22 protein-coding genes are annotated in these 20,861 nt (G+C 64.7%); 10 read left to right on the top strand and 12 right to left on the bottom strand.

The window, feature by feature from the left end; translation table 11 throughout:
• Nucleotides 1-11: 11 nt before the first annotated feature.
• The 4 genes from M9955_14455 to M9955_14440 form a co-directional block, all read right to left on the bottom strand.
• A complete protein-coding gene (locus tag M9955_14455) occupies nt 12-1,706 on the bottom strand; it encodes a histidine--tRNA ligase family protein (GenBank protein ID MCO5082841.1) in 1,695 nt (564 codons plus the stop codon).
• A gap of 223 nt (nt 1,707-1,929) precedes the next feature.
• Complete coding sequence (locus tag M9955_14450) at nt 1,930-2,178, bottom strand: hypothetical protein (GenBank protein ID MCO5082840.1); 249 nt, start codon at nt 2,176-2,178, stop codon at nt 1,930-1,932.
• Complete coding sequence (locus tag M9955_14445) at nt 2,175-2,375, bottom strand: hypothetical protein (protein MCO5082839.1); 201 nt, start codon at nt 2,373-2,375, stop codon at nt 2,175-2,177. The genes M9955_14450 and M9955_14445 overlap by 4 nt, the downstream gene beginning before the upstream one ends.
• Nucleotides 2,376-2,422: 47 nt before the next feature.
• A complete protein-coding gene (locus M9955_14440; protein ID MCO5082838.1) occupies nt 2,423-3,058 on the bottom strand; it encodes a DNA-3-methyladenine glycosylase I in 636 nt (211 codons plus the stop codon).
• A gap of 188 nt (nt 3,059-3,246) precedes the next feature.
• Between M9955_14440 and M9955_14435 the strand changes: the two genes are divergently transcribed.
• Nucleotides 3,247-4,029, top strand: a complete 783-nt coding sequence (locus M9955_14435) for a L,D-transpeptidase (GenBank protein MCO5082837.1) — start codon at nt 3,247-3,249, stop codon at nt 4,027-4,029.
• 179 nt (nt 4,030-4,208) lie between these two features.
• The gene (locus M9955_14430; protein ID MCO5082836.1) at nt 4,209-5,093 is read left to right on the top strand and encodes a bile acid:sodium symporter family protein; all 885 of its coding nucleotides are present in this window, start codon (nt 4,209-4,211) and stop codon (nt 5,091-5,093) included.
• A 23-nt stretch (nt 5,094-5,116) separates the two neighbouring features.
• On the opposite strand, the gene glcF is transcribed toward M9955_14430, so the two are convergent.
• The 5 genes from glcF to M9955_14405 form a co-directional block, all read right to left on the bottom strand.
• On the bottom strand, nt 5,117-6,415 hold the full coding sequence (gene glcF, locus M9955_14425) for a glycolate oxidase subunit GlcF (GenBank protein MCO5082835.1): 1,299 nt from the start codon (nt 6,413-6,415) through the stop codon (nt 5,117-5,119).
• A gap of 5 nt (nt 6,416-6,420) precedes the next feature.
• Nucleotides 6,421-7,635 (bottom strand): glycolate oxidase subunit GlcE, encoded by a 1,215-nt coding sequence (gene glcE, locus M9955_14420; protein MCO5082834.1) that lies wholly within the window; start codon nt 7,633-7,635, stop codon nt 6,421-6,423.
• A 193-nt stretch (nt 7,636-7,828) separates the two neighbouring features.
• A complete protein-coding gene (locus M9955_14415; protein MCO5082833.1) occupies nt 7,829-8,239 on the bottom strand; it encodes a DUF559 domain-containing protein in 411 nt (136 codons plus the stop codon).
• Between the two features lie 91 nt (nt 8,240-8,330).
• On the bottom strand, nt 8,331-9,827 hold the full coding sequence (locus M9955_14410) for an FAD-binding protein (protein ID MCO5082832.1): 1,497 nt from the start codon (nt 9,825-9,827) through the stop codon (nt 8,331-8,333).
• 127 nt (nt 9,828-9,954) lie between these two features.
• Nucleotides 9,955-11,274 (bottom strand): DUF3422 family protein, encoded by a 1,320-nt coding sequence (locus M9955_14405; GenBank protein ID MCO5082831.1) that lies wholly within the window; start codon nt 11,272-11,274, stop codon nt 9,955-9,957.
• A gap of 188 nt (nt 11,275-11,462) precedes the next feature.
• On the opposite strand from M9955_14405, the gene M9955_14400 reads away from it, so the two are divergent.
• From M9955_14400 to M9955_14390, 3 genes are all read left to right on the top strand, one after another.
• Entirely contained in the window at nt 11,463-12,272 is an 810-nt protein-coding gene (locus M9955_14400; protein ID MCO5082830.1) for an FCD domain-containing protein, read from the top strand.
• Between the two features lie 72 nt (nt 12,273-12,344).
• A complete protein-coding gene (locus tag M9955_14395) occupies nt 12,345-13,493 on the top strand; it encodes an alpha-hydroxy-acid oxidizing protein (GenBank protein MCO5082829.1) in 1,149 nt (382 codons plus the stop codon).
• 53 nt (nt 13,494-13,546) lie between these two features.
• Nucleotides 13,547-14,287, top strand: coding sequence for a serine/threonine protein phosphatase (locus M9955_14390; protein ID MCO5082828.1), 741 nt, complete (start codon nt 13,547-13,549; stop codon nt 14,285-14,287).
• Between the two features lie 2 nt (nt 14,288-14,289).
• On the opposite strand, the gene M9955_14385 is transcribed toward M9955_14390, so the two are convergent.
• On the bottom strand, nt 14,290-14,556 hold the full coding sequence (locus tag M9955_14385) for a hypothetical protein (GenBank protein ID MCO5082827.1): 267 nt from the start codon (nt 14,554-14,556) through the stop codon (nt 14,290-14,292).
• A 259-nt stretch (nt 14,557-14,815) separates the two neighbouring features.
• Nucleotides 14,816-15,523 (bottom strand): type 1 glutamine amidotransferase, encoded by a 708-nt coding sequence (locus M9955_14380; protein ID MCO5082826.1) that lies wholly within the window; start codon nt 15,521-15,523, stop codon nt 14,816-14,818.
• Nucleotides 15,524-15,597: 74 nt separating this feature from the next.
• Between M9955_14380 and M9955_14375 the strand changes: the two genes are divergently transcribed.
• Nucleotides 15,598-16,239: a hypothetical protein gene (locus M9955_14375; protein MCO5082825.1), complete on the top strand. Its 642-nt coding sequence runs from the start codon at nt 15,598-15,600 to the stop codon at nt 16,237-16,239.
• On the opposite strand, the gene M9955_14370 is transcribed toward M9955_14375, so the two are convergent.
• Nucleotides 16,232-16,630 (bottom strand): GFA family protein, encoded by a 399-nt coding sequence (locus tag M9955_14370; GenBank protein ID MCO5082824.1) that lies wholly within the window; start codon nt 16,628-16,630, stop codon nt 16,232-16,234. The genes M9955_14375 and M9955_14370 overlap by 8 nt on opposite strands.
• A 120-nt stretch (nt 16,631-16,750) precedes the next feature.
• Between M9955_14370 and M9955_14365 the strand changes: the two genes are divergently transcribed.
• From M9955_14365 to M9955_14350, 4 genes are all read left to right on the top strand, one after another.
• Complete coding sequence (locus M9955_14365; protein ID MCO5082823.1) at nt 16,751-17,485, top strand: 16S rRNA (uracil(1498)-N(3))-methyltransferase; 735 nt, start codon at nt 16,751-16,753, stop codon at nt 17,483-17,485.
• Between the two features lie 205 nt (nt 17,486-17,690).
• Nucleotides 17,691-19,064, top strand: coding sequence for a glutamate--cysteine ligase (locus M9955_14360; GenBank protein ID MCO5082822.1), 1,374 nt, complete (start codon nt 17,691-17,693; stop codon nt 19,062-19,064).
• 76 nt (nt 19,065-19,140) lie between these two features.
• Nucleotides 19,141-20,109 carry a DUF937 domain-containing protein gene (locus M9955_14355; protein ID MCO5082821.1) on the top strand — a complete coding sequence of 323 codons (969 nt, stop codon included), beginning with the start codon at nt 19,141-19,143 and terminating at the stop codon, nt 20,107-20,109.
• A complete protein-coding gene (locus M9955_14350; GenBank protein MCO5082820.1) occupies nt 20,106-20,405 on the top strand; it encodes a hypothetical protein in 300 nt (99 codons plus the stop codon). The genes M9955_14355 and M9955_14350 overlap by 4 nt, the downstream gene beginning before the upstream one ends.
• Nucleotides 20,406-20,861 lie beyond the last annotated feature (456 nt).

The following is a 20,861-nucleotide window of genomic DNA, read 5'->3' as shown; positions in this document are numbered from 1 at the left end:
ATCCGCGATCATCACCCGCGTTCCGCCTTCTGCGCGGCGAGCATTCCCTGCACGGTGGCGACAAGCTCGCTTTCCGGCACGGTCACCTGACCAGGCCGCGCCTCCTTGTAGGCATCGTGGCCGGAAATTTCGGCGGCAAGGGCTGCGCCGACGATCATGTCCTTGATCTGCACCTCGCCTTTCGCGCGCTCGTCGCCGCCCTGGATGACGACGCATGGCGCCTTCCTGCGGTCGGCATATTTCATCTGCGGCTTCATGCCGGAGCCGCCGAGATACATTTCGGCGCGGATGCCGGCTTGCCGGAGATCGGCGACCATCTTCTGGTAGCGGCCGAGGCTTTTCGTATCGCGGTCCATCACCAGCACCACGACCGGACCGACCGTCTCGGCGTCCGAGAGCTTGCCGAGGTTCTTCAACGCCGTCAGCAGGCGCGAGACGCCAATGGAAAAGCCCGTCGCGGGCACCGGCTCGCCCCGGAAGCGCGAGACCAGCCCGTCATAGCGTCCGCCGCCGCCGACCGAGCCGAAGCGCACGATCTGGCCGTCCTCGTTGGGGATTTCAGCGAGCAGTTCGGCCTCGAAGACCGGGCCGGTGTAGTATTCGAGGCCGCGCACAACGGAGGGGTCTATGAGAATGCGATCTGCCCCATAACCTGCGGTCTCGGCAAGTACTGCAATTTCCGCGAGTTCATTAAGGCCTTGGACAATCTTATCATTCGCTTCAAAAGTTAGCGCAAAAAGACTCAGGTTGTCCAAATTCCAGATTTCTCCCAGATTGGCTGGCACATCAATCAGGCCTAGAAGAGATTTTGCTTTCTCGTTGACGCGATCTGAATCATGAGGGGAATTCACCGAATAGATATTCCAATCGCGGGGGTGACTTCTGAAGGGAAAAGGAAACTCTATCTTCGAATCAAGTGCGTTACTGTAGCGGATTCCGTTTAAGGTCTCCTCGAACTTGGCCAACTCCATTAACGGCTTGATCTGTCTTTCATCCAGCCCAGCGCCCTTGGTGAAATCGCCCTCGCCTTCCTTGCCGCCGTCCCATCGGCCTTTGCCCAGCAGCAGGCGCACGCCTTCCGGCCCGAACTTGTCCAGCTTGTCGATGGCGCGGAGCACGGTGAGCCGGCGGCCGGCATTTTCCTCGCCGCCGAGGCCGATGGCCTCCAGCACGCCGTCCAGCACTTTTCGGTTGTTGACGCGGATGACGTACTGGCCGCGCGGAATGCCCAGCGCCTCCATGACGTCCGCCATCATCATGCACATCTCGGCATCGGCCGCGACGCCCGGGGTGCCGACCGTGTCGGCATCGAACTGCATGAACTGGCGAAAACGGCCCGGCCCCGGCTTCTCGTTGCGGAACACCCAACCCGCGCGATAGCTGCGATAGGGCTTTGCCAGTTTTTCGTAGTTTTCCGCCACGTAGCGGGCCATCGGCGCGGTGAGGTCGTAGCGCAGCGACAGCCACTGGTCGTCGTCATCCTGGAAGGAGAACACGCCCTCATTCGGGCGGTCCTGATCCGGCAGGAACTTTCCCAGCGCGTCGGTGAACTCGATCATCGGCTGGTCGACGGGCTCGAAGCCGTAAAGCTCGTAGACCTCGCGGATCTTCGCCATCATCTTCTCGGCCGCGCGGATATCCTCCGGCCCGCGGTCGACGAAGCCGCGCGGCAGCCGCGCCAGCGTCTTCTGCGATTTTTCGGCCATGGATCGGTACTCGCGGGCTGTGGTAGGGAAGCGGGCGTGTCCTAGACGATAGGGGTGGCAGCGGCAAGGGTTACGCGCAGCATCTGCCGCATTCGCCGCGCCGGGGAGGCATTATGCTCGGAGGGATCTTCGTTGCGATCGCGCTCGCGGCTCTGGTCAGCGCCTGCGGCGGGCCCGGCGGCCGCTGCGGACTGCTCGACAAGGGTTATCCGCTCTGCGGGATTTAGCGGGTCAGGCGATCATATTCGGCATGCGTGCCGATCCAGATGAGATCGTCCTCGTCCCGGACGGCAAGGGCGCGATAGTGAAGCCCGACGCGTACGGACCAGTAGCGCCCGACTTTCTTCAGCCGCAGCGCGGGGTGCGACGGATCGCGTTCCAGGCGCTCAAAACTGCGGTCGGCCAATTGCCTTATCGCAGCGGGAAGTGCCTCCCGCGACGCCCAGAACTCAGGCGTGGCGAAATGCTTCACATCGGCCGCGTCTTGCCGGCCCGATGAGCCGCAAGCGCTGCGTCAGCAAGCGCATCAAGCTTTCCGGATAGGGCGTCGGTCTCGAAACGCGCGTCCCAATCGGCACCATCGAGCTCCGCGAACCACTCGCGTATGCGGGCGCGCTCTTCCGCCGGAAGTTCGGTGATCTCGCGCTGCAATCGTTCCAGTCTGGTCATGGTCGCTCCTGCATTGAATGTAATGCAGAGCCGGGATCGATGAAAGCCTACCGCGTTGGCCTATTCAGGCGCGCCCGCATCGTCTCCACTTCGGCGCGGCACACGCAGCCTTCGATGTGGTCGTTGACCAGACCCATCGCCTGCATGAAGGCGTAGACGGTGGTCGGACCGACGAAGGTCCAGCCGCGCTTCTTCAACTGCCTGGAGATGGTCGTCGAGATTTCGGTCTTGCCGAGGCGGGACAACACTTCCCATGAGAATGTGTCGGGCCGTTCATGCGCGCCCGGCTCGAAACTCCAGAAGAAGGCGGCGAGCGAGCCGGCCTCGTCCACCAGTTCGATGGCGCGCTTGGCATTGTTGACGGTCGAGACGATCTTGCCGCGATGGCGCACGATGCCGGCGTCCTGCACCAGCCGCTCGACATCCGCCTCGCCATAGAGCGCGACCTTGCGGAAATCGAAGCCGTCGAAGGCGGCGCGGAAGTTTTCGCGCTTGCGCAGGATGGTGATCCAAGAAAGGCCGGACTGGAAACCTTCGAGACATATCTTCTCGAAAAGGCGGATGTCGTCGGTGACGGGGCGGCCCCATTCCTCGTCATGGTAGCGTCGGTAGAAAGGGTCGCTGCCCGGCCACGGGCAACGCATTTTTCCGTCATCGCCTTCAATCAATGTCTTGTCCGCCATCGACAACCCAATCCGTCACGCCCTTTACGCCGCCTTTACCACGCCGGTGAACGCGCCGGTAACCACACCAAAAGGTTTACGCCTCAGGCGGCCTTTTATGGAACCCGATTCACCATTTGGATTCCCCTGAAACGGCAAAACCGAGCCAGCGCCACAAGCGCCGAAGCATACGAGTTGGGGTCGGAATGATGAAGGTCTCCATGCTGTTGCCGGCAGCCATTGCTGCCATCGTCATGTCAGCAGGCGGTGCGGAAGCGAGCGATCGCTACGCCACGCGCCCGCCGGTGCTCGTGAGCCCGGATCTTTCCGCGCCATGGGTGATGCAGTTGCAGAACAGGCAGACGCGGCGCACCGTGCCGACGGCTGTCCGCCGCCAGAATCGCGAGGTGCTCGTGCAGCCCTTCGGCCAGACCCGTTCGGCGACGGCTCGTTCGGGCCAGCGGCAGGGCGCCGGCAGCTACCGCGCGCTCGCCGCTGTCGGCGCGCCGGCCGAGCGGCCCGCGAAACATGCGATGGACCCGAAATTCCTGCCGCAGCAGGTCGAGTACGACAGCGGCTATGCGCCGGGCACCATCGTTATCGATAGCACGCAGAAATTCCTCTACCTCGTGCAGGGCGACGGCAAGGCGCGCCGGTATGGCGTCGGGGTCGGCAAGGAAGGCATGGGCTGGACGGGCACGCAGAACATCACGCGCAAGGCGGAATGGCCGGACTGGCGGCCCCCGGCGGAAATGATCGCGCGCGAACGCGCCAAGGGCCGCAGCCTGCCGGCTTTCATGGAGGGAGGTTCAGCCAATCCGCTCGGCGCGCGCGCCATGTATCTCGGCGACACGCTCTACCGCATCCACGGCACCAACGCGCCCTGGACGATCGGCACCAACGTGTCGTCAGGATGCATAAGGCTGCGTAACGAGGATGTGGTCGACCTCTACGAGCGCGTGAATGTCGGTGCGAAGGTCGTCGTGATGTAGCTTCGATCCCGAAAGGGGGATACGGCCGGCCGCAGGGGATGGGGCCGGGCGGACGGAAAGGCGGCGCGGGAGACTGCGGCCGCCTTTTCCACATTCCGGGCGGCAACCGGCCGTTTCACACTTAGTCAAGTGCTTTCCGGTAACGATACAGATCACCCACTCCGCACCGGGAGGCCGCCTTGGACATCTTCGTGACCGTCTTCCTGCCGTTGACGCTGTTCGTCATCATGTTCTCGCTCGGCCTGGGGCTTGTCGTGAGCGACTTTCGCCGGATCATCACGCATCCCAAGGCGTTCGCCGTCGGCCTGTTCTCGCAGATGGTGATGCTGCCGCTGATCGGCTTCCTGCTGGCGCGCAGCCTGAACCTGTCGCCGGAACTTGCGCTGGGGCTGGTGATCCTGACGCTGTGCCCGGGCGGCGCGACCGCGAACATCTTCACCCGCCTTGCCCATGGCGACGTCGCCCTGTCGATCTCGGTCATGTCGGTCAGCACGCTGCTCTGCGTCGTCACCATGCCGTTGCTGGCGCAGATGGCCGCCGGGCATTTCCTGGGCGTCGAAGCCGAGCATGTCGACGTGACGGGACTTTCCCTGTCGATGCTTGGGCTCGCCGTCCTTCCGGTGAGCGGAGCCATGGCGATCCGGCACTTTGCGCCGGCCTTCGCCATTGCCATCGACCGCGCGGTGGCGCGGCTGGCGCTGGCGCTGGTCATCGGGGTGATCGGCGTCGTGCTCGCCATCAACTGGAACATGTTCGTCGAGAACCTGCCTGTCCTCGGTCCGAGCGTCATCACGCTCAACGCGCTGGTGCTCGCCGGCGGCCTGGTGCTGGCGTGGCTGTTTTCGCTCGACGAGGGTCAGGCGACTGCGATCTCTCTCGAAACCGGGATCAAGAACGGCGCGCTGGGCGTCACGGTCGGCTCGATGATCGTCAACCACGGCGGCGAGGTTTCGCCGATCAGCGTGCCCTCCGGCGTCTACGGCATCACCATGTACGGGATGTGCGTGGCCTTCATGCTCTGGCGGCGGAATCGCGCCGAGGCGGGACGGCCCGCGGCCGCCTGAGAAGCCCTGCGGCGAAAGGGGAATCAGACAATCCCGGCCGGCTTCTCGCCGCCATAGGCCCAGTCAAGCAGCTTGATCGTATGCACGATCGGCATGCCGGCGCGGTCGGCGATCTGCGTGATGCAGCCGATATTGCCGGTGGCGACGACGGCCGCGCCGGTGGCGGCGATGTTCCTCACCTTGCGGTCGCGCAGTTTTGCGGAAATCTCCGGCTGCAATATGTTGTAGGTGCCGGCCGAGCCACAGCACAGATGCCCTTCGCGCGGCTCGCGCACGACGAAACCGGCCTTTGCCAGCAGCTCCTTCGGCTGGCGCACGATCTTCTGGCCATGCTGCATGGAACAGGCTGAGTGGTAGGCCACGGCAAGGCCGCTTTTCACCGTCGGCTCGGGCAGGTCGAGCGTCGCCAGATATTCGGTGACGTCCCTGGCGAGCGCCGAGACGCGCGCGGCCTTTTCGGCATAGGCGGGATCGAGGCGGAGCATGAAGCCGTAATCCTTGATTGTGGTGCCGCAACCGGACGCGGTGATGATGATGGCGTCGAGGCCCTTGTCGATCTCGCACGTCCACGCATCGACGTTTCGCCGCGCGAAGGCGAGCGCCTGCTCCTCGCGGCCCATATGATGGGTGAGCGCGCCGCAGCAGCCCTCGCCTTCCGGGAACACCACCTCGATGCCGAGGCGGTTGAGCAGCGAGACTGTCGCGTCGTTGATGGCCGGATCGAGCACCGGCTGGGCGCAGCCGGTGAGGATGGCGACGCGGCCGCGCGGGGTCGTCTTCGGGGCGTGCGAACCGGGCACGGTAAGCGCGGACGCCGGCGGCACCGCACGCGGCGCGAGCCTGAGCATGGCCGATAGCGGCTTCAGCGCGCCGATCGAGCCGAGCAGCCTTTCAAAGGGCCGGCCGAGCGCGGCGAGTTTCAGCGCGGCGCGGAAGCGCGCCGGATAGGGCAGCGTCATCGCCAGGATCGAACGGACCAGCCGGTCCATCAGCGGCCGACGATAGGTCTTTTCGATATGGGCGCGGGCGTGATCGACCAGATGCATGTAATTCACGCCAGACGGGCACGTCGTCATGCAGGACAGGCAGGAGAGGCAGCGGTCTATATGGGTGACGATCTCGTCATCCGCCGGCCGGTCGTTCTCCAGCATGTCCTTGATGAGATAGATGCGCCCGCGTGGCGAATCCAACTCGTTGCCGAGCGTCACATAGGTCGGGCAGGTCGCCGTGCAGAAGCCGCAATGCACGCATTTGCGCAGGATCTTTTCCGATTCCGCGACATGCGGATCGGCAAGCTGGTCGGGGGAGAATGTCGTCTGCATGGGTTTCAGCCTGCCGCCATGCGGCCGGGATTGAGGATGCCTTTCGGGTCGAACTCGTTCTTCAGCCGCCGCGAGAGCGCGGCAAGCGGCGCCGGCTGCGGCTCGAAAACGGCAATGGTGTTGCGCCAGGTCGGACTGGCGCGCACCAGCGTCGCATGTCCGCCGCCGCATTTGACGACGAGACGGCGCACGAGGTCCGCTTCCGGGTCGTCGCCGGTTTCGATGCGCAACCAGACAAGCCCGCCCTGCCAGTCGAAGAAGGCGCTGGCCGGCGCTTCCATGCGCAGCGCGAGCGCGAGTTTCCAGCCCTCCGACGGCGCGACCGAGATACGCCAGACCGGTTTTTGCGTGCCGTCGGCGAAGGGGATGCAGTCACGAATGTCGCGCCAGATAGAGCGAGAGGTCTCGGCCGGAATCTCATCGATCTCCGGCGCGCTCGCCAAAAGCTCCTTCAGCCTGGCGACGCGATAGGCGACCGATGGGCCAAAACCCTCGACGCGGATCAATGTCGCCGGGCGGTTGCCGAGCACGCCGCCGGCCACCTTGTCGGCGATGCCCTCGGGCAGATGCGCCGCGCCCGACACCTCGCAGCTCGACCCCATGGCGACGGCAAGCGCGGCCGCCGTCCCAGCGTCCTGCAGATCGCGGACGGCGAGCGTGATCTCGGTCTCGGCCGCCGGCAGCACCTTGAAGGTGACGTCGGTGGCGACGGCGAGCGTGCCCCACGAGCCGGCGAGACCCTTCGAGAGATCGTAGCCGGTGACGTTCTTCACCACGCGCCCGCCTGATTTATAGGCTTCGCCGCGCCCGGAAACGGCGTGGATGCCGAGCACGTGATCGCGCGCCGCACCCGCCTTGATCCGGCGCGGACCGGCGAGATTGGCGGCGAGCGTCCCGCCGATGGTGCCGCGCCCGGCTTCGCCGCCGAGCAGCCGGCCGTAGTCGATTGGCTCGAAGGCGAGTTCCTGCCCCTTTTCGGCGACCAGCCTTTCAATATCGGCCATGGGCGTGCCAGCGCGCGCCGACAGCACAAGCTCCTCCGGCTCGTAGAGCGTGACGCCGGTGAGGCCCGACAGGTCGAGCGTGTGTTCGGTCTGCAACGGCCGGCCAATGGCGCGCTTGGAGCCGTGGCCGACGATTTCCAGCGGCGTTTCCTCGGCGGCCGCCCAGCTGACGACGGAGAGGACATCGTCGGAGGTGGACGGAGTGAAGGTGATCATGGGGCATCGCCCCTCGATGCGGCAGCGCCGCAGAGCACCCCCTCACCGCCTCGCTTCGCTCGGCACCTCTCCCCCTGCCCGGGGGAGAGGAACCGTTGCGGCAATGCCGGCGCTAGTCCAGCTTGGGTTCCTCGCCCCCATGAAATGGGGGAGAGGTGCCGAGCGAAGCGAGGCGGTGAGGGGGAAGTCGACGTCATCCGCGACGCCCCTTCACATACCGCAGATCCGGCGCAATTGTTTCCTCAAGGCGATTCTCCAAGGCGGCGAGAATCGTCTCACATACACTCCGCAATTCCCTCAGCACGTCAGCGCTCCAGAAACGAATCACAGAGATGCCCTGATCCCGCATGAAATTATCCCGTTCGCGATCATAGGGGCTGTCCGTGTGCTGACTTCCGTCAAGTTCGACGACCAGACGCCGTTCGCGGCAATAGAAGTCGGCGTAATATGGACCAACAGGAAACTGTCGGACAAATTTGTGATCGCTCAGTTTCCTGCCCTTAAGCTCATTCCACAGCACGGCCTCCGCCATGTTGTCACCGTGTCGTAGCGATCGCGCCCTGGCGGTAGTGCCCAATCTGCGACGGCTGCGGCTCTCAACCATTCTCCCCCCGGCTTACGAAGCCTGTCCTCGGGCCGACCGAAGGCCGGACCCGTGAAGTTCTGCGAGGTCGCGAGCAGAATCTCTCCATACCTCAAAACCTCGGAATGTCCGGGAAGGCCAGTTGGCCCCGATGGACGTGCATGCGGCCGAGTTCGGCGCAGCGTCTGAGTTGCGGGAACACCTTTCCGGGATTGAGCAGGTGGTTCGGGTCGAAGGCGCATTTGACGCGCATCTGCTGGTCGAGGTCCGTCTCGTTGAACATCTCCGGCATCAGGTCGCGTTTTTCCACACCGACGCCGTGCTCGCCGGTCAAGACGCCGCCCACCTCGACGCAAAGGCGCAATATGTCTGCCCCAAAGTCCTCCGCGCGCTGCAATTCGTCGCCGACATTCGCGTCGTAGAGGATGAGCGGATGCAGATTGCCGTCGCCGGCATGGAAGACGTTGGCGACGCGCAGTCCGTATTTTTCAGAAAGCTGGCGCATGCCGGCCAGCACGCGCGGCAGTTCCTTGCGCGGAATCGTGCCGTCCATGCAGAGATAGTCCGGCGAGATGCGGCCGACCGCCGGAAACGCCGCCTTGCGGCCAGCCCAGAACGCCATCCGCTCCTCTTCCGAGGTGGAGACGCGGCAAAGAGTCGAACCGTTGCGCCTGGCGATCGCCTCGACCTCGCCGATCAGATGGTCGACTTCCATCTGCGGGCCGTCGAGTTCGACGATGAGCAATGCCTCGCAGTCGAGCGGGTAGCCGACATGCAAGAAATCCTCAGCGGCGCGGATCGCCGGCGCGTCCATCATCTCCATGCCGCCGGGGATGATGCCGGCGCCGATGATGTCGGCGACGCACTGGCCGCCCTGCTCGCTGGTCGGGAAGGCGATGAGCAAAGCGCGCGCCGTCTCCGGCTTGCGCAGGATGCGCACGGTGACCTCGGTGACGACGCCCAAAAGCCCTTCGGAGCCGGTCATCAGGCCGAGCAGGTCGTAGCCTTCCGCATCCAGATGCTTGCCGCCGAGCCGCACGACCTCACCGTTCATCAGCACCATCTCGATGCCGAGCACATTGTTGGCGGTGAGCCCGTATTTCAGGCAGTGCACGCCGCCGGAATTTTCGGCGACATTGCCGCCGATCGAACAGGCGATCTGCGAGGACGGATCGGGCGCGTAGTAGAAGCCCTCCTGCTCCACCGCCGTGGTGATGCCGAGATTGGTGACGCCGGGCTGGGCCACCACGACGCGGTTGGCGTAGTCGATCTCCAGGATGCGGTTGAAGCGGCTCATGACGAGCAGCACCGCGTCTTCGAGCGGCAGCGCGCCGCCGGAGAGCGACGTGCCGGAGCCGCGCGGAACGACGCGGATGTTGCGCTCGTCGCAATATTTGAGGATGCGCGAGACCTGCGCGACGGTTTCCGGCAGGACGACCACCAACGGAAGCTGGCGATAGGCCGTCAGCGCGTCGCTCTCGAAGACGCGCATGCCGTTCACGGCATCGACCACGCCCTCGCCCGGCACGATCGTGCGCATGTCGGCCACGATCTCGGCGCGGCGCGTGAGCGTCTTCTCATCCGCCTTCGGCATCAGAAGCCGCGACATGAAACCTCCCGGACTGGTAAAGACGATTTACCAGTTTAGGCAGCAGCATGCAAACCTCGCATCCGCCGTATGACAAGAGGATGCCGAACGAAGCTGACGTAGCGTCAATTTGACACTGGAAGGACGGCTATTCTCCAGCCGCTTTCGGTTCCGAATGTCTGCTTCTCACCCGCCGCACCATCCACCAGACGGCGAGGATCGCGACGGGAACAGCCAATGCGGTCACCAGTTCGGGCTTGATCTCGACGTCGAAGAGCAAACTGCCCTTGGCGAGGTAACCAATGAGGCCGACGATATAGTAGGAGACGGCGGCGACCGACAGGCCCTCGACCGTCTGTTGCAGACGAAGCTGAAGCTTGGCGCGGTTGTTCATGGAGGCGAGCAGGTCGCGATTCTGGCTCTCGACCTCGACGTCGATCCATGTGCGCAACAACGTCGTGGCGCGGGTCAGCTTGCGCGACAGGTTGGCCTGGCGCTCCTCGACCGAACGGCAGGTGCGCATGGCGGGCGCCACCCGCCTCTCCAGAAACCCCGCCCAACTGTCGTGGCCCGGCACGAGTTCCTCGTCGAGCGCCTTCAACCGCTCCCTGACAATGCCGTCATAGGCGCGGCTCGCGCCGAAGCGGTACAGGCTGGCCGCCGCATCCGCCTCCAGTTCCGCCGCGAGTTCGGTGAGATCGGCCAGCAGCACCGGGCTCCGGCGGGTCTCCGGCGCCTTCATTTCGCGCGTGATGACCGCCAGGCGATCCTCGATGCGCCGCACGCGGGCCGACAGCGCCTGCGCGAGCGGCAGGCCCAGCATCGCCAGCGTCCGGTAGGTCTCGATATCGATGAGGCGCTGTGACAGGGCGCCGCGGCGGGCGGGATTGAGCCCGCGATCAAGCACGAGAATGCGCGTCAGCCCGTCGCCGTCCTGACGGAAGTCGGTGACGACGGCGGCCTTGCCGCCCTCAACGAGCGAATAGCAGAGGCTGGTCGGATCGAAGCCGGAGATCAGCGACTCGCTGGCGGCGTCCCACGCGCGTATTTCAAGGCGTATGCCGGAAATGACCGTGCCCGGCGGCGAGAACCCGTTGCCGAACGGAGAATCCCCGAGCGCGCGGGCGTTCTCCTGCAACGGCCCTTCCCAGAGATAGGTCGAGAACTCGGTGTGCCGCTCCCAGCGCAGCGACCCCAGTCCCCATTTCATCGCGTAGTGCCGCGCCTGCCGGTCCGGAGCGGCAATGCCCAGCCGGCGCGACAGTTCGGCGAGCACGGCCTGATCGACGCCGGAGCCGCCGTCGGTCATGAACGACAACTGGATCAGGATGCGCGGCGCATCGATCAGCGGATGCGGCCGCGCATGCACCTCGCCCAGTGCGCCGGCACGCCCTTCATGAGCGGGAAAGCCAAGCACGCTGCCGGCAGACAGCGACGGAAATTCGTCGTTCGGCGGCTCGACCATCATATCCCTCTCCAACGAGCACGCTGATGTTTGCTCGGGAAATCATGTTCGCAAAAGGGCGTGCTTTTCGGGGTCACGCCCTCTGATTTGCGCGTTCATCAGAGGAATTTGGATAAGTTTGTTGACCAATTGCGAGCTTGACAGGTATTTTGCACGTCGCCTGCATCGTCGAACGCCCCGGCTTAACGCCTGTGACCGAGATTTTCACGCCCATAGAACATTCGCGCACGGCCGACGAGGCCATGCAGCAGATCGAGAGCCTGATCCTCGAAGGCGTGCTGCGCGTCGGCGACCGGCTGCCGGCCGAGCGAGAACTGTCCAAGCAACTCGGCGTGTCGCGGCCGATCCTGCGCGACGCGCTGAAGGACCTCGAAGCGCGCGGGCTCGTCGTCTCGCGCCATGGCGGCGGCACCTATGTCGCCGACGTCATCGGGCAGGTGTTCTCCAAGCCGGTGATGGACCTGATCGCGACCCATCCAAAAGCGTCGGCCGACTATCTGGAATACCGCCGCGAGATCGAAGGGCTGGCGGCCGAATATGCCGCGCGGCGGGCGACGCGCGAGGATGGCGCCCTGCTCGACGAGATCGTCGGCCGCATGCAGACAGCGCATGAGAGAGGCGACTTCGCGGAGGAAACGGCGATCGACGTCGAGTTCCACAATGCCGTCGGCGAATGCGCCCACAACATCATCCTCCTGCACACGCTGCGCGCCTGCTATCGCCTGCTGTCCGACGGCGTGTTCCTCAACCGCCAGATGATCTTCAACCTGCCGGAGGCGCGCGAGCATCTGCTGGCGCAGCATGTTGCGATCCACCGCGCCGTGACGGCGGGCGATCCAGCCGCGGCACGCAAGGCGGCGATGGACCACATCACCTATGTCGAGCGCGCGATGGTGGACGCCGCCCGCTCCGGCGACTGGCAGCGCGTGTCGCGGCTGAGACTCAAGCAGCGCGCCGAACCGGAAGGGGGCCGGGCGCGCAGCGCCGGGGACCGGTCTTGACCAGTCGAACAGTTCTCAGCAGCGCGCCGCCCGATAGCAAGGCGGCCAACCGTTTCCGCATATGGGGTGACCATGACTTCCATCGTTGAAATCGCCGACCTGAAGGCGCTCGCAAAGCGGCGCGTGCCGCAGATGTTCTTCGATTATGCCGATTCCGGCGCATGGACGGAGGGGACCTACCGCGCCAACGAGGAGGATTTCCGCAAGATCAAGCTCAGGCAGCGCGTGCTGGTCGACATGACCGACCGGTCGCTGGAAAGCACCATGATCGGCGAAAAAGTGTCGATGCCGGTGGCGCTGGCCCCGACCGGGCTCACCGGGATGCAGCACGCAGACGGCGAGATGCTGGCCGCGCAGGCCGCCGAGGCCTTCGGCGTGCCGTTCACGCTCTCCACCATGAGCATCTGCTCGATCGAGGACGTCGCCTCGGCGACCAAAAAACCTTTCTGGTTCCAGCTCTATGTGATGAAGGACCGCGACTTCGTCATGAACCTGATCGACCGCGCCAAGGCGGCGAAGTGCTCCGCACTGGTGCTGACGCTCGATCTCCAGATCCTCGGACAGCGCCACAAGGACCTGCGCAACGGCCTCTCCGCCCCGCCGAAATTCACGCCGAAGCATATCTGGCAGATGGCGACGCGGCCAGGCTGGTGCATGAGCATGCTCGGAACCAGGCGGAGAAGTTTCGGCAACATCGTCGGGCATGCCAAGAACGTGTCCGACCTGTCGTCGCTCAGTTCGTGGACCGCGGAGCAGTTCGATCCGAGGCTTTCCTGGAACGACGTGGCCTGGATCAAGGAACGCTGGGGCGGCAAGCTGATCCTCAAGGGCGTGCTGGACCCCGAGGACGCGAAAATGGCGGCACAGACCGGCGCAGACGCCGTCATCGTCTCCAATCACGGCGGGCGGCAGCTCGACGGGGCGCCGTCCTCCATCGAGGCGCTGCCGGCGATCGTCGACGCGGTGGGCGACAGGATCGAGGTGCATCTGGACGGAGGCATCCGCTCCGGCCAGGACGTGCTCAAGGCGCTCTGCCTCGGCGCCAAGGGCACCTATATCGGCCGGCCCTTCCTCTACGGGCTCGGCGCGATGGGCAAGGAAGGCGTCACGCTGGCGCTGGAGATCATCCGCAAGGAACTCGACATCACCATGGCGCTGTGCGGCAAGCGCAACATCAAGGATGTCGGGCCGAACCTCATCTATCATCCCGTCGAGAAATAGGCGGTGCCGGTGACGGCAAGGCTCGAAGCTGGCAGGATGCGGCGGGCGGCGGCATGAGCGGATCGATCGATTTCGCCCATGCGCGCGCGCCGGAAGGCATGCGGCTTTACGCGATCGGCGACGTGCACGGCTGCGCGGAGCATTTGGCCGAGATGCACAGGCTGATCGCCGCCGAGATCGAGCGCGACCGGCCGCGCGACTGGCGCATCGTCCATCTCGGCGACTATATCGACCGGGGTCCGGACTCGAAAGGCGTGCTGGCGCGGCTCATCGAGGCGAAGGCGCGGGACGCACGGCATATCGCGCTGTTGGGCAACCACGACGCAGGCTTCCTCGATTTCCTCGCCGAACCGACCCATCATGGTCTGTTCGCCCGCTTCGGCGGCGAGACGACGGCAGCGTCCTACGGGGTCAGCGTGAATTTCGGCGATCCTGCCGCCCTTGAGAGGGGCCATGCGGCGCTGACGAAGACAATGCCGAGAAGCCATATCGACTTCCTCGCAAAGCTGTCGTTGTCGGTCTGCTTCGGAGATTTCTTTTTCTGCCACGCCGGCATCAAGCCCGGCATTCCGCTGGACAGGCAACAGGCGGAACAACTGATCTGGATTCGCGACGAATTCCTCGACTGCCCGACCCTTCACCCGAAGGTGGTGGTGCACGGACACACGCCGACTGAGCGGCCGGAAGTGATGTCCAACCGCGTCAATATCGATACGGGATGCTACAGGACCGGCGTGCTCACCGCGTTCGTCGTCGACGGCGCGGAGAAGCGTTTCCTGACTGTGGCGCTATAGGTTCAGCGAACCGCTGCCGTGACCCCATATCCGTCGATCGCGACGTGGCCGGCGGACGCGTCGGCGGCATAGATTCCCGCCGCCCAGGCAGCGATACCGGAGACCATAACAACTGTCAGGAGAACGGATTTCAAGGGAGTCATCTCGGAGTTTCGATCCTGACAAATTGAGGCGGTCGGAGTTACCAATTCCTTGCCGAAAACGGCGGCGCGGCGGCCTTCTATGGTTAAGAACGCGCAGAATCGAGGGGTTGTGCCGCGTTCGCTCATGTCTTTTCGCGAGCGTGTCAAAAATGCCACGGCTGAAGGGACCTCTCTCCGCCTCGCTGCGCTCGGCACCTCTCCCCAGAGGGGCGAGGAACCCAAGCTGGAGAAGCGCCGAAGCCAAGCCGAAAAAGCCTCAACGTCGCGGCAGATCGCGACCCAAGTTCCTCGCCCCTCTGGGGAGAGGTGGCCCGAAGGGCCGGAGAGGGGTCGGAACGAGCGAGACGGCGTCGTCAGACAGGCAAATCGGGCGTGGCCAGTTCCCTCAGATCACCGCGACCCAGTTGCGCGCGATGGCGAGACCGGCCGCGTCGGAAGCCGGCCCGAGGGTTTCGGCATCGACGGCATGGCGTTCGTTCCAGCCGGGCTTGTTCAGGGCGAGCCAGTCGGCGAAATCGGCATTCCACTGGCTGACGAGATTGCGGTCCGCCTCGAAATGGAACTGGAAGCCATAGGCCGCGCGGCCGACGCGGAACGCCTGGCTTCTCGCCACATCGCTCGCGGCGAGATGCTCGGCCTGTTCCGGCAGGACAAAAGTATCGTCGTGCCACTGGAAGATCGGAAAGCTCTTGGGCAGCGCTCCGAGAACCGGATCGCCAGCGCCCTTTTCCGTCAAGCCGACTTTGTTCCAGCCGAATTCGGTCGCGCCGCCAATACGGTTCTCGCCGCCGAAGGCGCGCGCCATCAACTGGCTGCCGAGGCATATGCCGAGGATCGCGCGATCCTGCCGCTCGAAATCCCGGATCAGGTCCAGCAGTGCCGGGAAATAGGGATAGCCGGCGTCGTCCAGCGCGTTCTGGCCGCCGCCCAGCACGACCAGCGCGTCGTGGCCATCGGCCCGCTGCGGCAGTGCCTCGCCCAGATGCGCCATGACGGTGTCGGCCTCGACACCGGCTTCGGCGAGCGCCGTGCCGACATTGCCCAGCCCGGTCTTCTCGAAATTATGGACAATCAGTGCACGCTTCGCTGCCATGGCAAGTTCCGGAATGTCTTTCGATCCGATGCCGCTTAGCATAAGCGCGGCCCGGCCAAAAAGGAGGATCGAGCATGCCACTGCAAAATCGTGTCGATCCGTTCGGCGACATCCACGCAGTGGCCGCGAGGGGCATGTTCACCGGCAATCGCGGCGTCATTCACGATCCCGTGACGCGCACCCTGCTCAGGCGACGCTGGACGACGAAGGCGTGGATCATCTGCACCTGCTCCTACAAGGACCGGCCGCCGCGCGACGTGATGGGCCATAACGGCCGCGACGGCGGAACCGGCTGGACGGAACTCTTCTTCCTCGACGAGGTGACGGCGCTGGCAGCCGGCCACCGACCCTGCTTCCTGTGCCGGCGCGAGGCGGCGGCTCGTTTCCTCGGTGCGTTTGGCCGCGCCTTCGGCATCGATGACCCCAAGGCGCCGCAGATCGACGCGCGACTCCACGCGGAGCGGCTGGCGTCGCGCAACTCCGGAGAGCCCATTTCCATAGAGGAACCGGCGACGCTACCGGACGGGGCGATGGTCTCCGTCGGGGACGATGCGTTCGCGATCCGGGACGGCGTGGCGTTGCGCTGGACGTTCGACGGTTATGAACCTGCCGGCGGCGCCGATGCGCTGGCCGGCAAGGCGCGTCTCATCACGCCGCCGACGACCGTCGCGATCCTGCGCGCAGGCTATGCGCCGGTATGGAAGGACGTCACCTGAGCGTCGATTGCGCAATGACGGGCGCGTCCGGCAGGTCGTAATAATCGCCGGCCGATTCGGCATAGAGCTGGCTTTGCATCCGCAGGCCGGTGGCGCCGTCGATCGTGCCGGCGAAGATCGAGAGGCGGTCGCCGCCCAACCTGCGCCAGAACAGATTGCTGCCGCAGACCGAGCAGAAGCCGCGCTCCGCAATGTCCGATGAGCGATACCAGCGAAGCGAGTCGCCGGAAATGGTCGCGTCGGCGGCTGGTACCTGCGTGGCCGCCACATAGTGGCCGGAGGTCTTGCGGCATTGCACGCAGTGGCAGGCCACCACGGGCCGCAAAGGGCCACGCAGCGTGTAGGTAACGCCGCCGCACAGGCAGCCTCCGGTCTTTATTGAATCGCTCATGCTCGTCCTCTCGCTTCCCATGCAATTTGTGCCCGGATGATACAGGTCGCGTTCCCGGACGCGACCAATGCGGTCGCAGCCCGGCTTGACTGCCGGAAACGGCCCGCGCATTGCTCGCCGATGCGCGCCAACTACAGAATGCAGCGGATTTTCGTGCCGGACGCCCTTTCGGCCGGAGCGGAGTTCGAGACCGATCCGCAGCAGAGCCACTATCTGCTGCATGTGCTGCGGCTCGCCGAAGGGGCGGAACTGCTGGCCTTCAACGGCCGCGACGGCGAATGGCTCGTGCGGATCGCGGCAAAGACGAAGAAGGCCGTGCGGCTCGCCGCCGTCGAGCAGACGCGGTCGCAGCCGCCACTCCCCGATCTGATCTACTGCTTCGCGCCGCTGAAGCAGGGGCGGCTCGACTATCTCGTGCAGAAGGCGGTGGAGATGGGCGCAGGCGTGCTGCAGCCCGTCGCCACGCAGCATACGCAGGTGGCCAGGCCGGGCAGCGACCGGTTGCGCGCCAACGTCATCGAGGCGGCGGAGCAATGCGGCATCCTCGCGGTTCCTGAGGTTCGGGAGACCGTAAAGCTCGATCGCCTGCTGGCCGATTGGGAAAACGGCCGGCGCCTGATTTTTTGCGACGAGGACGCCGACACGAACAATCCCATGAGCAAGCTTGCAGGCATCGGCGAGAAAAAGCTCGGCCTGCTCGTCGGCCCCGAAGGCGGCTTTTCGGAAGAGGAGCGGCGCATGCTGCGCGCCCTGCCCTTCGTCACCGCGATTCCGCTCGGCCCGCGCATCCTGCGCGCCGATACGGCCGCCGTCGCGGCGCTCGCCGTCATCCAGGCCACAATCGGCGACTGGTAGCCCGGCTCCCCACGCCAGCGGCATGAAGTCCGGCGACGATTTCGTTTCCCGGAAAAAGGCGATCCGGGACGATCATTCCGCCCGCCGGCAGCATTGCGTACTCAATTCCTATTGAATCGAGGCTCAACAGATTTCGCTTGATCGCGACCGCGCCTGTCGTCCATCACACGCGCGCAGTCAGGACTTGTCAGGAAGGGCGGCGCATATGGCGCGGGACACAACGGATTTCCGGCCGGTCGAGAGCGTCGACGAACTCGTCGCCTATCTCGCCGCCGGCAACAAGCCGCGCGAGAAGTGGCGGATCGGCACCGAGCACGAAAAATTCCCCTTCTATGTCGATGGACACGCGCCCGTGCCCTATGGCGGCGAGCGTGGCATCCGCGCGCTGCTGGAGGGCATGCAGAAGACGCTGGGCTGGGACCCGATCATCGACGACGGCCGCATCATCGGGCTGGTCGAGCCGACCGGACAAGGCGCGATCAGCCTGGAGCCCGGCGGACAATTCGAGCTTTCCGGCGCGCCGCTGGAGACGATCCACCAGACCTGCCGCGAGGGCAACGCGCATCTGGCGCAGCTGCGCGAGATCGCCGAGCCGCTCGGCATCCGCTTCCTCGGCCTTGGCGGCAGCCCCAAATGGACATTGGCCGAAACGCCCAGAATGCCGAAGTCGCGCTACGAGATCATGACCGCCTACATGCCGAAGGTCGGCAGTCACGGCCTCGACATGATGTACCGCACCTGTACCATTCAGGTGAATCTCGACTTCTCCTCGGAAGCCGACATGCGCCGCAAGATGCAGGTGTCGCTCAAGCTGCAGCCGCTGTCGACGGCGCTCTTCGCCAACTCGCCCTTCACCGAAGGCAGGCCGAACGGGCTGCAGAGCTGGCGTGGCGAGATCTGGCGCGACACCGACAACCAGCGCTCAGGCCTTCTCGAATTCTGCTTCTCGCCCGACCTCGGCTTCGCCGACTATGTCGAATGGGCGCTCGACGTGCCGATGTATTTCGTCATCCGCGACGGCCGTTATCATGACATGACGCATATGACGTTCCGCCATTTCATGGCCGGGCAGGCGCGCAACGAAGTGCCGGACGGCGTGCCGACCATGGGCGACTGGGCGAACCATCTTTCCACGCTGTTCCCCGATGTGCGGCTGAAGCACTTCCTCGAAATGCGCGGCGCCGATGGCGGTCCGTGGCGGCGCATCTGCGCCCTTCCGGCCTTCTGGGTCGGCCTTCTCTACGACGAGGCAGCGCTCGACGCGGCCGAAACGCTGACCGCCGACTGGAGCTACCAGGAAGTGCTCGCCATGCGCGACGCGGTGCCGGCCGAGGGGCTCGGCGCGCCGTTCCGCAACCGCGGCCTGCGCGACGTGGCGCGCGAAGTGCTTGCTATATCGCGCGACGGCCTCAAGGCTCGGAGCCGCAAGAACCGCGAAGGCTATGACGAAACCGGTTTTCTCAACACGCTCGACGAAGTGGTCGCGCGCGGCACCACCAGCGCAGAGGAAATGGTAAGCGCCTACAATACGCGCTGGGGCGGTTCGATCGAACCGGCGTTCCTCGAATACGCCTATTAGCCAATCCGATCGTTTTCCTCTTCAAGATCGCATCGATCAGCCCTAGGTTGATTGGTGCGTCTCTCGGAGGAAAGCCATGCCCAGCCTGTATGACATGCTCAACCAGAACGGCCAGGGTATGGAGATGCTGGCGCGACAGTTCGGCCTGTCGCAGGCGCAGGCGCAGCAGGCCGTCGAGGCGCTGATGCCGGCCTTCAGCCAGGGTTTTAGGCAGAACGCCTCCGACCCCTACGGCATCGGCAACTTCCTGACGGCGCTGGCGAGCGGCCAGCACGCGAAATATTTCGACAATCCCGCCGCCGCCTTCACGCCGCAGGGCATGGCCGAGGGCAACGGCATTCTGGGGCACCTCTTCGGCTCGAAGGAACTTTCGCGCGCCGTCGCCAGCCAGGCGGCGCAGGCGACCGGCATCGGCCAGGAGGTGCTGAAGCAGATGCTGCCGGCGCTGGCCACGATGCTGATGGGCGGCATGTTCAGGCAGTCCACCGGGCAATCCACCGGTCAGGCGGCGCAGGCCGGCGGCTTCGGCGCGGCGAACAATCCGCTCGGCGAGATCATCGAGCAGATGATGAAGCAGGGCATGGGTGGCGGGCAGCCGCAGCAGCGCCAGACGCCTCAGTCGGCCGATCCGCTCGACAATCCGTTCGGCAAGATCCTCAAGGACATGATGGGCGGCGGCCAGCAGACATCCTCGCCGCAATCGTCAGGGCCGATGGACAACCCCTTCGGCAAGGTGTTGCAGGATATGTTCGGCGGCGGCGCGGGCCAGCAAGCCCCCTCAGGCGGCCAGAACCCGATGGGCAGCAATCCGTGGGGCAAGATTCTGGAGGAGATGATGCGCGGCGGCGGCCAGCCGCAGGCGCCCGAGCCGGAACCGCAGCCGCGCCAGCGCCAACAGCGCGCACCGGGCGGCCGGCAGAAAAACCCCTATGACGACATCTTTGGCGACATGTTCGAGTCCGGCCGCAAACAGCGCGACGACTATCAGAAGGGCATGGAGTCGATCTTCGAGCAGTTCACGCGCGGCATGGACCGGTTTCGGTGATTGATCTCGCGGCGCTCAGTCTGGGTGAGTGGTTCGTTATTCTGGCATTTATTGCTTTAGCGCTGGCGATATGGTGGACGGAGGAGAAGTACGATCTCATAAATCCCAAGACCCCACTGGGTCCAAGGGGTGTCTGGAGCGCGCTGAAGCACGGCGAGCCGCTCGAAACGCCGTTCTGGAACACGTCAAACGCAGACAACGCCCCCGGCTACGTCTTGCGCGTTCTTCTGATATTGACTGCAATGGCATTGGTGGTCGGCCATTCCTGGGTTATCGACCTGATCAACCAGCTATGAAGAAAAACCCGGTCCACGGAGGAATGAACCGGCCGGGTGTAACCCCGGGAGGAACGGCGTGGAGAGGTTTCGGTGATTGATCTCGCTGCGCTCAGTCTGGGTGAATGGTTCGTCTGTATCTTGCTCTTGGGCATAATAGCCGGCTTCGTCTGGGTTGTAGCATCCTACGATCTCATTGACCCCGGAGGAGCGCCAGACTTCAGTCAAGCTTGGCGTGCACTCAGATATGGCGAGCCGATACACTCTCAGTGGAAACCGACCACAAAAGAAAACACGAGTGGTTACATCCTTTTGATAGTTCTATCTGCAGCCGCTGCCGTAGTCTTTGTATGCCGGGACTGGATTATTTCATTCGTCAATCAGCTTTGACGCAAGAAAAAGCCCGATCCGTGGGGAACGGACCGGGCTCGATGCAGGCAGCCGGGAGGGGAAAACCGGCAGGAGAGTCAGGGAACG

This window comes from Rhizobiaceae bacterium (assembly GCA_023953845.1).
GTDB lineage: Bacteria > Pseudomonadota > Alphaproteobacteria > Rhizobiales > Rhizobiaceae > Arvimicrobium.
Note: the sequence above shows the minus strand (reverse complement) of the source record. Positions and strands in the feature narration are given on the sequence as shown.

What these genes read in the sequence shown, in the direction of transcription:
- M9955_14390 (MCO5082828.1), top strand. Translation starts at nt 13,547, where the DNA reads ATGAGCGGATCGATCGATTTCGCCCATGCGCGCGCGCCGGAAGGCATG.
- M9955_14365 (MCO5082823.1), top strand. Translation starts at nt 16,751, where the DNA reads ATGCGCGCCAACTACAGAATGCAGCGGATTTTCGTGCCGGACGCCCTT.
- M9955_14445 (MCO5082839.1), bottom strand. Translation starts at nt 2,375, where the DNA reads ATGACCAGACTGGAACGATTGCAGCGCGAGATCACCGAACTTCCGGCG.
- M9955_14360 (MCO5082822.1), top strand. Translation starts at nt 17,691, where the DNA reads ATGGCGCGGGACACAACGGATTTCCGGCCGGTCGAGAGCGTCGACGAA.
- M9955_14440 (MCO5082838.1), bottom strand. Translation starts at nt 3,058, where the DNA reads ATGGCGGACAAGACATTGATTGAAGGCGATGACGGAAAAATGCGTTGC.
- M9955_14375 (MCO5082825.1), top strand. Translation starts at nt 15,598, where the DNA reads ATGCCACTGCAAAATCGTGTCGATCCGTTCGGCGACATCCACGCAGTG.
- M9955_14355 (MCO5082821.1), top strand. Translation starts at nt 19,141, where the DNA reads ATGCCCAGCCTGTATGACATGCTCAACCAGAACGGCCAGGGTATGGAG.
- M9955_14385 (MCO5082827.1), bottom strand. Translation starts at nt 14,556, where the DNA reads ATGAGCGAACGCGGCACAACCCCTCGATTCTGCGCGTTCTTAACCATA.
- M9955_14395 (MCO5082829.1), top strand. Translation starts at nt 12,345, where the DNA reads ATGACTTCCATCGTTGAAATCGCCGACCTGAAGGCGCTCGCAAAGCGG.
- M9955_14370 (MCO5082824.1), bottom strand. Translation starts at nt 16,630, where the DNA reads ATGAGCGATTCAATAAAGACCGGAGGCTGCCTGTGCGGCGGCGTTACC.
- M9955_14405 (MCO5082831.1), bottom strand. Translation starts at nt 11,274, where the DNA reads ATGATGGTCGAGCCGCCGAACGACGAATTTCCGTCGCTGTCTGCCGGC.
- M9955_14380 (MCO5082826.1), bottom strand. Translation starts at nt 15,523, where the DNA reads ATGGCAGCGAAGCGTGCACTGATTGTCCATAATTTCGAGAAGACCGGG.
- M9955_14455 (MCO5082841.1), bottom strand. Translation starts at nt 1,706, where the DNA reads ATGGCCGAAAAATCGCAGAAGACGCTGGCGCGGCTGCCGCGCGGCTTC.
- M9955_14415 (MCO5082833.1), bottom strand. Translation starts at nt 8,239, where the DNA reads ATGGTTGAGAGCCGCAGCCGTCGCAGATTGGGCACTACCGCCAGGGCG.
- glcF (MCO5082835.1), bottom strand. Translation starts at nt 6,415, where the DNA reads ATGCAGACGACATTCTCCCCCGACCAGCTTGCCGATCCGCATGTCGCG.
- glcE (MCO5082834.1), bottom strand. Translation starts at nt 7,635, where the DNA reads ATGATCACCTTCACTCCGTCCACCTCCGACGATGTCCTCTCCGTCGTC.
- M9955_14435 (MCO5082837.1), top strand. Translation starts at nt 3,247, where the DNA reads ATGAAGGTCTCCATGCTGTTGCCGGCAGCCATTGCTGCCATCGTCATG.
- M9955_14410 (MCO5082832.1), bottom strand. Translation starts at nt 9,827, where the DNA reads ATGTCGCGGCTTCTGATGCCGAAGGCGGATGAGAAGACGCTCACGCGC.